Here is an 8,453-nt window from a genome sequence, read left to right as displayed (position 1 = left end):
TCTGAGCTGAACCAGCCAGCCCGCCACCATGACTGGTGGCGGGCTTTTTCATGGAGTGGAAATCATGGTTTACGTGCAGAGAGATGCCCAGGGCCACCTGTTGCGGGTCGAGCAGCAGCCTTTCGAGGGGATGACCGAGCAGCTGGCCGTGGGAAGCGAGGAGTTGCACGCCTGGCTCGCTCGCGAGGAGGTGCGCAGTCGCCTGAGCAGGCTGAAGGATTCCGACCTCGAGCTGATCCGCGTGCTGGAGGATCTGGTATCCGTGTTGGTCGAGCGCGGGGTGATCCGCTACACCGACCTGCCGGTGGCGGCGCAGCGCAAGTTGCAGGAGCGCGCGGAGGTGCGCGCCGGGCTCGGCGGGCTGAGCGGTCTGCTCGGCGACGAGGACGAGCATCACCTGATCTGAGGCCGGCTCGCCATTCTCCCGGTGGGCCGTCGGGGTTCAGCCCTGTTGCCAGGGCGCCGGGGGGCCGATCAGGCGGCCCATCACGCCGTGGATGCCCAGCTCGCGCAGGGCGCGGGCTTCTCCTTCCTGCTCGACCATCTCGGCGATCAGCGGCAGGTCGATGCTGTGCGTGGTGCGGCGGATGGCCTCGATGAACACGCGCTTGTCGGCTTCCCGGTCCAGCCCGCGGATGTAGCTGCCGTCGATCTTCAAGTAGGCCAGACCGAGGTGGGTAAGGTTGCCGATCAGGCTGAAGCGGCCGCCGAAGTGCTGCAGGGCGATGCGGAAACCCGTCTCGCGAATCGACTGGCACAGCGGCTGCAGTTGCTCGGCGGGCGGCAGGCTGCGCTCGTCCAGTTCCAAGGTGAGCAGTTCGGCGGCCAGCGGATGCTCGCGCAGGGTGTGCAGGATCATCGCCATGCTGACCTGGTCCTGCAGCGTGGCGCCGGACAGGCTGAGGGCCAGCGGCTGGCGATACTGGCGGACGTGCTCGAGGGCGTGCTCGAGCATCAGCTGGTCGAGACGCGCCGACCAGCCGAGGCGGGCGATCCAGGGCAGGAACAGCCCGGCGGGGATGGCCTGGCCCTGCGGGTCGAGCAGGCGGGCGAGCACCTTGTGCTGGAGGATCGCCGCATGGTCGGTGCTGCGCGCCACCGGCTGGAAGTACAGCTGCAGCTTGCCCTGCAGCAGGGCCTGGTCCAGCCACTGATGCCATTCGTGATGGTCGCGGCCGTTGCCGGCTTCGTAGCTGTCGAGGCGCTCCCAGGGCTTGTCCGGCCGCTGTTCGGCCTGGGCCAGGGCCTGGTCGGCGCGTGTCAGCAGCTGCTGTTCGCTTTCGCCGGGCTGGAACAGGGTCAGGCCGATGCAGGCCACCGGCACACAGTCGCTGGCGTCGGTGCTGCGCAGGTTTTCGCATTCCTCGCCGAGGCTGGCGGCGAGTGCGTCGGCTTCGCCGGCGGACAGTCCGGGGGCGAGCAGGGCGAAGTCGCCGCCGCGGATGCGTGCGGCCAGCCAGTCGGCGTGGCCATGTTGGGCGACCTGACGGTGCAGCAGGCCGGCGATGGCCTGGATCAGCTCGTCGCTGCGTGCGGCGCCGAGGCGCTGGTTGAGGCCGATCAGGTCGTTGATGCGCAGCAGCAGCAGATAGCCCGAAGTGTGCTGTTCGCTGGCGACCAGCTGGGCGTTCAGGCGGATATCGAACTGGCGGCGGTTGGCCAGGCCGGTGAGGCTGTCCTGATAGGCTTCGCTGCGCAGCGTTTCACTGCGCCTGGCTTCCTCGGCGAACAGGCTGCGCAGCTTCTCCACCATCTGGTTCATCGCCAGCACCACCCGGCGCAGCTCCGGGGTGCGCGGCACCTGCGGCAGGCTGTGGAACTCGCGGCGGCTGATGGCTTCGGCCTGCTGCACCATGCTGTCCAGCGGACGCAGCTGCACGCGCAGCAGCCAGCCGCCGAGGGCGGCGCTGAGCAGGCCGCAGAGCAGCAGCCAGGTCAGGCTGCCCAGCGCACTGTCCCACAGGCGGGCGAGGGCGAACTGCGGGTGGCTGACCACCTCGACCCGCGCGGCCTGCTCCCAGCCGCGCATCACCAGCGCCTCGCCGCCTTCGGGATGGAGGTCGACCAGGCGGGAGAACCAGCCGGGCACCTTGCCGTTGTCCGGGCTCATCCGGCGCTCGGCCAGCACCTTGTCGCCCTCGACCTGTAGCACGCGGATGCTGGAGAAGTAGCCGCTGTCGAAGATCGAGCTGACCATCAGCTCCACCATCGCCGGATCGTCGATGTGCGGGGTGAGCGACAGGCCCAGCGCGGTGGCGGCATCCTGGGCGTGCGAGCGCAGCTGGGCGATCATCTGCGTGCGCGAGGCTTCCAGGCTGGTGACGAAGCTGCCGGTGAAGGCCAGCAGCAGGAACAGGCAGATGGCCAGGAACAGTTGCTTGAGCAGTGACATGGAGCCCTCCTAGCCCTCGGTCGGGGCGAAGCCTTCGGCACGCATCTTTTTCAGCAGGTCCTGCCAGCGCGACAGGTTCTTGCTGTCGCCCGAGCGCCGGCCGCCGCCGGGGCCTGGCAGCCAGAGGCCTTCGGCATTGAAGGCGTACACCGGCAGCAGGTCGCGGCGTTGCGAGGCGGGGCGGATATCGATGGTCAGGTTGTCCAGCACCAGCGGGTCGCTGGTCGGTGTGGCGTACCAGGTCAGCACCATGTGGGCCTGGTTCAGCTCCAGCGCCTTGACGTAGGTGATGCGCAGGCGCTCGTTGTCGACGCCGAGGCGACGCAGGGTGAGGTACTTGGCGATGGCATAGTCCTCGCAGTCGCCGGCGCCCTTGACCAGCGCCTCCACCGGGGTCGCCCAGTAGTCGACCTGCCGCCAGTTGCGCTCATCGTCGATGAACAGCAGGGAACGGTTGAAGAAGGCGTTCACCGCGCGCAGCTGCTGCTCCTCGCTCATCTTGCCGCCCTGCTCGATCAGCGCGGCCCACTCCTGCAGGCGCACCTTGCCGGAGCCGAGGTCGCCGTAGCGCTGCTCGGCGAGGCGAATGATCCGCGAGAAATCCCAGCGTGCCTGTACCTGCAAGCCCAGCAGCAGGCTGGCGAGCAGGCAGGCGACGACCATGAGCCGCCGGCCCCTGCGCGCCTGCATGGGATTCCCTTGCCGCTGCTCCATCGCGATGCCTCGCTGCATTCCCGTTGAGTCTAGGCACAAACCCGGGCGCTTGCCGCCCGGCGGAAGTCACTGACGGTACAGGGTTTTCTGGCGGAGTATGTAGATGGTGACGAATACCGCGCTGGTCAGCATGAACAGGCGGGCATAGAGCAGCGGCACCAGGTAGCAGGACAGCAGGATGCTGGCCCACATCAGGCCGATGGCCCAGACCTTGCCCTTGAGCGGGATGCCCTGGCCTTCGAGGTAGTCGCACACCCAGGGGCCGAGGCGCGGATGGCCGACCAGCCAGTGATAGAGGCGTCGCGAGCTGCGCAGGAAGCAGGCAGCGGCGAGGAGGAGGAAGGGGGTGGTCGGCAGCACCGGCAGGAAGATGCCGAGCACGCCGAGCGCCACGCTCAGACAGCCGACCCCGACCAGCAACAGGCGCAGCCAGGGACGGCGGATCTCTTCGGGTTCGCGTGGCGCCATAGGCGCGGGCTCAGTGCTGGCGCGGCTTGAGCAGCGAGGGCTTCTCTTCGGGCGCCTGGCAGAGCAGGAACAGCGCGGTGAGCAGCTCGGGGATCTGCTCGACCATGTCGTCGACCAGATCGCGGTCGCGGGCGATTTCGTCGAACTCCGGCTGCTCGTCGAACAGGCCCGAGCCGACCATGATCGGCAGCAGCAGCTCGCTGACCTCTTCCTCGGCATCCTCGAACCACACGCTCTCGCGCAGGAACACGCCTTCCATGAAGCCGATGCACCAGCCGCGCAGGTCGGAGTCGTCCGGCTCGTCGCCGAGGTCGAGGTCGCAGGGCAGCTCCATGTCCTCGTCGCTGGCCAGCTGGTGGCCGATGTGCGCCTTGAGCTGGATCAGGGACTCCTCGATCTCGGCCTTCTCGGCCTCGCTGCGATAGTGCGGCGGCTCGGCGAACAGGGCATCGATCCACTCGCGCTCGGGTACCTGCACCGGGCAGATGGACAGGGCGGTCAGGTAACCGTGGGCAGCCACGTAGTCCAGGGCTTCCTCGTGCAGGTCATCGGCATCGAGAAAGGCTTGCAGGCGGGACAGTTGCTCGGCGAAGGACATCGGGATACTACCTCAGGACGTATGCGAGCCGGATTGTAGACGAGCCGGGGTAGTGCCGCTAGGCGAACAGCGCACGGTGGCCACCCGCGGCTGGCGTATAATGCCCGGCTTCATCCGGAGGCCCCATGCTCGATTCCGCCCTGCGCACCCTCAAAGACGTGTTCGGTTACGACGCCTTCCGCGGCAATCAGGCGCGGATCATCCAGCGCGTGAGCGAGGGCGGCGACGCCCTGGTGCTGATGCCCACCGGCGGCGGCAAGTCGCTGTGCTACCAGGTGCCGGCGCTGCTGCGCGACGGCGTGGCCGTGGTGGTCTCGCCGCTGATCGCGCTGATGGACGACCAGGTCGCCACCCTCGACGAGCTGGGTGTGGCGGCGGTGGCGCTGAACTCGACGCAGACCGCGGACGAGCAGCGCGAGATCGCCGAGCGCCTGCGCCGCGGCGAGATCAAGCTGCTCTATCTCGCCCCCGAGCGTCTGGTCCAGCCGCGCATGCTGGCCTTCCTGCAGAACCTGCCGATCGCCCTGTTCGCCATCGACGAGGCGCACTGCGTGTCGCAGTGGGGCCACGACTTCCGCCCCGAATACCTGCAGCTCGGCCAACTCGCCGAGCTGTTCCCGCGGGTGCCGCGCATCGCCCTTACCGCCACCGCGGACAAGCGCACCCGCGAGGAGATCGTCCAGCGCTTGCACCTGGAGAACGCCGAGCGCTTCCTCTCCAGTTTCGACCGGCCGAACATCTTCTACCGCATCGTGCCCAAGGATCAGCCGCGCAAGCAGCTGCAGCAGTTCCTCGCCGGGCGCAAGGGCGACGCCGGCATCGTCTACTGCATGTCGCGCAAGAAAGTGGAGGAGGTGGCCGCCTTCCTGGTCGAGCAGGGCTACCCGGCGCTGCCGTACCACGCCGGCCTGTCCAGCGAGCTGCGGGCGTTCAACCAGAAGCGCTTCATCAACGAGGAAGGGCTGATCATGGTGGCGACCATCGCCTTCGGCATGGGCATCGACAAGCCCAACGTGCGCTTCGTCGCTCACCTCGACCTGCCCAAGTCGCTGGAGGCCTACTACCAGGAGACCGGGCGCGCCGGCCGCGATGGCCTGCCGTCGGAGGTGTGGATGGCCTACGGCCTGCAGGACGTGCTGTTCCTGCGCCAGATGCTGCAGAACTCCGAGGGCGACGAGCAGCACAAGCGCGTCGAGCGCCACAAGCTGGAAGCCATGCTCGCCCTGTGCGAGGAGTCGCGCTGCCGGCGCCAGGCGCTGCTGGCCTATTTCGACGAGGACATGCCGCAGCCCTGCGGCCACTGCGACAACTGCGTGGACGGCGTGGAAACCTGGGACGCCACCGAGGCGGCGCGCCAGGCGCTGTCGGCGATCTACCGCAGCGGCCAGCGCTACGGCGTCGGTCACCTGGTCGACCTGCTGCTCGGCCGCGAGACCGACAAGATCCGCGCGCTCGGCCACCAGCATCTGTCGGTGTTCGGCGTCGGCAAGCACCTGGCCGAGGCCGACTGGCGCACCCTGTTCCGCCAGCTGGTGGCGCGCGGCCTGGCCGACGTCGACCTCGACGGCTTCGGCGGCCTGCGTCTGACCGACAGCTGCCGGCCGCTGCTGCGCGGCGAGGTCAGCCTCGAGCTACGTCGCGACCTCAAGCCGCAGCGCACCCAGCGCACCAGCGGCGGGCCGAGTCAGGCCAGCCAGCTGGTGCGCGGCGACGAGCGGCCGCTGTGGGAGGCGCTGCGCACCCTGCGGCGCAAGCTGGCCGAGGAGCACGGCGTGCCGCCCTACGTGATCTTCCCCGACGCCACCCTGCTGGAGATGCTGCGCAGCCAGCCGCAGTCGCTGTCCGACATGGCGCAGGTCAGCGGTGTCGGCGCGCGCAAGCTGGAGCGCTACGGCCAGGCCTTCCTCGACGTGCTCACCGACAGCCCCGAGGCGCCGGCCGCGCCGCCAGTGGTCACCGACCTGCGCCACGAGCTGGTCAGCCTGGCCCGCTCGGGCATGACCCCGACGCAGATCGCCCGCCAGCTCGACTGCAGCGAGAAGAACGTCTACAGCCTGCTGGCCGAAGCCATCGCCCGCCAGCAGCTCAGCCTCGAGCAGGCCATCGACCTGCCGGAGGAGCTGTTCGGCGAGATCCAGGACGCCTTCCTCGACGGCGACGGCGAGCTGCCGCCGGTGGCAGCGGTGGCCGAGCTGTTCGACGGCCGCGTGCCGCTCGGCGTGCTGCACTGCGTGCGTGCGGCGCTGGAGACCGAGCTGGGCGCCTGAGTTCCAGCGCGCCGCCTGGCGCCGGCATGGGCCGGCGGCGCATTCCCCCTTGGCTGACCTTCCATCATGCGCGGCAGAAAATAATTGCAGGCTAATAATTAGCGCGCTAATAATTAGCTTATTAATTTTTCTGGAGAGTCCAGCCATGGCCCATACCGATCACCGCCTGGGCGCCGAAGTCGCCCAGCTGGCCCGCACCTGGCGCGCCGAGCTGGATCGCCGGCTCAGCCACCTGGGGCTGTCGCAGGCGCGCTGGCTGGTGCTGCTGCACCTGGCCCGCCGCGCCGAGCCGCCGACCCAGAGCGAGCTGGCGCAGCTGGTCGGCGTCGAGTGCCCGACCCTGGCGCGTCTGCTCGACGGCCTCGAGGCCCAGCAGCTGGTGCGCCGGGTGACGGTGGCGGAGGATCGCCGCGCCAAGCGCATCGAGCTGCTGCCGCAGACCGCCGGCGTCATCGCCGACATCGAGGCGATCGCCGAGCAGTTGCGCATGGAGATCCTCGTCGACATCGAGCAGGGCGAGCTGGAGGTCTTCCAGCGGGTGCTCGGACGGATGCTGGCCAATCTGGAGCGGCTCTGATGGGGCATGACCTCGACGCTCTGCGCGCGCGCTTCGGCGGCCGCTATCCGGGCTGGCTGCTGGCCCTGCTGATCCTCTCCACCATGACCCTGGTGCTGGCGTCCACCAGCATCAACGTCGCCCTGCCGGCGATCATGGCCGACTTCGCCATCGGCCGACCGCTGGCCCAGTGGCTGATCACCGGCTTCCTCGCCGCCATGACCTCGGGTCTGCTGCTGTCCTCCTGGGCGCAGGCGCGCTTCGGTGCCCGGCACACCCTGCTCGGCACCTTCGCCCTGTTCCTCGCCACCTCGCTGATCGCGCCGCTGGCGGCGTCGATCTGGCAGTTGATCGCCCTGCGCATCGTCCAGGGCTTCTGCGCCGGCATCGTCCAGCCGCTGGCCATCGTGCTGATCTTCCGTGCCTTCCCCGATCGGGGCCGCGGCCTGGCGCTCGGCCTGTTCGGTCTCGGCGCGATGATGGCTCCGGCGCTGGGGCCGAGCCTGGCCGGCTACCTGGTCGATCACTTCGGCTGGAGCTCGATCTTCTGGCTGCCGGCGCCGATCTGCATCGTCAGCGTGATCGGCGGAGCCCTGCTGCTGCCGAGCTTCCGTTCGCTGACCCCACCGCGTCTCGACCTGCCGGGCTTCGCCCTGCTCAACCTGGCGCTGTTCGGCATCCTCGGCGGGCTGGCCGAGGCGCAGCGCTTCGGCTGGCTGGCCATGGTGAGCTGGCTGCCGGGCGGCATCGGCCTGGCCAGCCTGGCGGCCTTCCTCTGGCGCTGCAGCCGGCACGAGGCGCCGCTGCTGCCGCTGCGCCTGTGGCGCAACGCCAGCTTCCGGCGCACCAGCTGGGTGGCGATGGCGCTGGGCCTCGGCCTGTTCGGCGTCACCTACCTGGTGCCGCTGTATGCGCAGACCGTGCAGCACTACAGCGCCTCCGATGCCGGCCTGGTCCTGCTGCCCACCGGCCTGGTGCTGGGCGTGGCGGTGTTCCTCGGCGGCTGGCTGAGCGACCGCGTGGCGGCGCGCTGGCTGCAGGTCGGCGGTCTGGCGCTGCTGGCCCTGTCCGCCGCCGGCCAGGGGCTGCTGGGCGACGACGGCGGGTTCTGGGCCATCTGCGCCTGGGCTTCGCTCGGCCGCATCGGCGTGGGGGGCATCATGCCCGGCGTGAGCACGGCGGCGGTGCAGGACCTGCCCGCCGAGGAGCTGTCGCGCGCCACCGGCGCCACCACCTTCATGCGCCAGCTCGGTGGCGCGCTGGGCATCAACCTGCTGACCTTCTTCCTCGAGTGGCGCCACGAGGCCGAAGGCGGCGATGCCCTGGGCAATGCACTGGCCTTCGAGCAGAGCTTCTGGCTGCTGGCCGTGCTGTTCGCCCTGGCGATCGTGCCGGCCTGGCGCCTGCGCGACAATCGCTGAGGCGGCGGGCGGGGCGCTATCATGGCGTCCCGCTCGT

Annotated in this window: 8 protein-coding genes; 4 read left to right on the top strand and 4 right to left on the bottom strand. The window is 69.5% G+C overall.

The window, feature by feature from the left end:
* Positions 1 to 64 precede the first annotated feature (64 nt).
* On the top strand, positions 65 to 406 hold the full coding sequence (locus BLT78_RS09840) for a tryptophan synthase subunit beta (RefSeq protein WP_090348806.1): 342 nt from the start codon (positions 65 to 67) through the stop codon (positions 404 to 406).
* A 36-nt stretch (positions 407 to 442) separates the two neighbouring features.
* Here the strand turns inward: BLT78_RS09840 and lapD are convergent, their stop codons facing one another.
* From lapD to BLT78_RS09820, 4 genes are all read right to left on the bottom strand, one after another.
* Positions 443 to 2,392, bottom strand: coding sequence for a cyclic di-GMP receptor LapD (gene lapD, locus BLT78_RS09835; RefSeq protein WP_090348805.1), 1,950 nt, complete (start codon positions 2,390 to 2,392; stop codon positions 443 to 445).
* Between the two features lie 9 nt (positions 2,393 to 2,401).
* Positions 2,402 to 3,055, bottom strand: coding sequence for a cysteine protease LapG (lapG, locus tag BLT78_RS09830; protein WP_231975765.1), 654 nt, complete (start codon positions 3,053 to 3,055; stop codon positions 2,402 to 2,404).
* A gap of 117 nt (positions 3,056 to 3,172) precedes the next feature.
* Entirely contained in the window at positions 3,173 to 3,574 is a 402-nt protein-coding gene (locus tag BLT78_RS09825; protein ID WP_090348803.1) for a YbaN family protein, read from the bottom strand.
* A gap of 10 nt (positions 3,575 to 3,584) precedes the next feature.
* Complete coding sequence (locus tag BLT78_RS09820; protein WP_090348802.1) at positions 3,585 to 4,172, bottom strand: UPF0149 family protein; 588 nt, start codon at positions 4,170 to 4,172, stop codon at positions 3,585 to 3,587.
* A gap of 125 nt (positions 4,173 to 4,297) precedes the next feature.
* Here BLT78_RS09820 and recQ point away from each other — a divergent pair, with 125 nt between their 5' ends.
* The 3 genes from recQ to BLT78_RS09805 all read left to right on the top strand — a co-directional run bounded on the left by recQ (position 4,298) and on the right by BLT78_RS09805 (position 8,416).
* Positions 4,298 to 6,439, top strand: coding sequence for a DNA helicase RecQ (gene recQ, locus BLT78_RS09815; protein WP_090348801.1), 2,142 nt, complete (start codon positions 4,298 to 4,300; stop codon positions 6,437 to 6,439).
* A gap of 145 nt (positions 6,440 to 6,584) precedes the next feature.
* Positions 6,585 to 7,016, top strand: coding sequence for a MarR family transcriptional regulator (locus tag BLT78_RS09810; RefSeq protein WP_090348800.1), 432 nt, complete (start codon positions 6,585 to 6,587; stop codon positions 7,014 to 7,016).
* A complete protein-coding gene (locus BLT78_RS09805; RefSeq protein WP_090348799.1) occupies positions 7,016 to 8,416 on the top strand; it encodes a DHA2 family efflux MFS transporter permease subunit in 1,401 nt (466 codons plus the stop codon). Before BLT78_RS09810 ends, BLT78_RS09805 begins: the two co-directional genes overlap by 1 nt.
* Positions 8,417 to 8,453 lie beyond the last annotated feature (37 nt).

Origin of the sequence: Pseudomonas oryzae (assembly GCF_900104805.1) — a bacterium.
GTDB classification, from domain to species: Bacteria; Pseudomonadota; Gammaproteobacteria; order Pseudomonadales; family Pseudomonadaceae; genus Geopseudomonas; species Geopseudomonas oryzae.
The sequence above is the reverse complement of the archived record's forward strand: the minus strand, read 5'-3'. Positions and strand labels throughout refer to the sequence as shown.

Excerpts from the sequence above, each read along its gene's own strand:
- lapD (WP_090348805.1), bottom strand. The coding sequence starts at position 2,392 with ATGTCACTGCTCAAGCAACTGTTCCTGGCCATCTGCCTGTTCCTGCTG.
- BLT78_RS09805 (WP_090348799.1), top strand. The coding sequence starts at position 7,016 with ATGGGGCATGACCTCGACGCTCTGCGCGCGCGCTTCGGCGGCCGCTAT.
- BLT78_RS09825 (WP_090348803.1), bottom strand. The coding sequence starts at position 3,574 with ATGGCGCCACGCGAACCCGAAGAGATCCGCCGTCCCTGGCTGCGCCTG.
- BLT78_RS09840 (WP_090348806.1), top strand. The coding sequence starts at position 65 with ATGGTTTACGTGCAGAGAGATGCCCAGGGCCACCTGTTGCGGGTCGAG.
- BLT78_RS09810 (WP_090348800.1), top strand. The coding sequence starts at position 6,585 with ATGGCCCATACCGATCACCGCCTGGGCGCCGAAGTCGCCCAGCTGGCC.
- lapG (WP_231975765.1), bottom strand. The coding sequence starts at position 3,055 with ATGGTCGTCGCCTGCCTGCTCGCCAGCCTGCTGCTGGGCTTGCAGGTA.
- BLT78_RS09820 (WP_090348802.1), bottom strand. The coding sequence starts at position 4,172 with ATGTCCTTCGCCGAGCAACTGTCCCGCCTGCAAGCCTTTCTCGATGCC.
- recQ (WP_090348801.1), top strand. The coding sequence starts at position 4,298 with ATGCTCGATTCCGCCCTGCGCACCCTCAAAGACGTGTTCGGTTACGAC.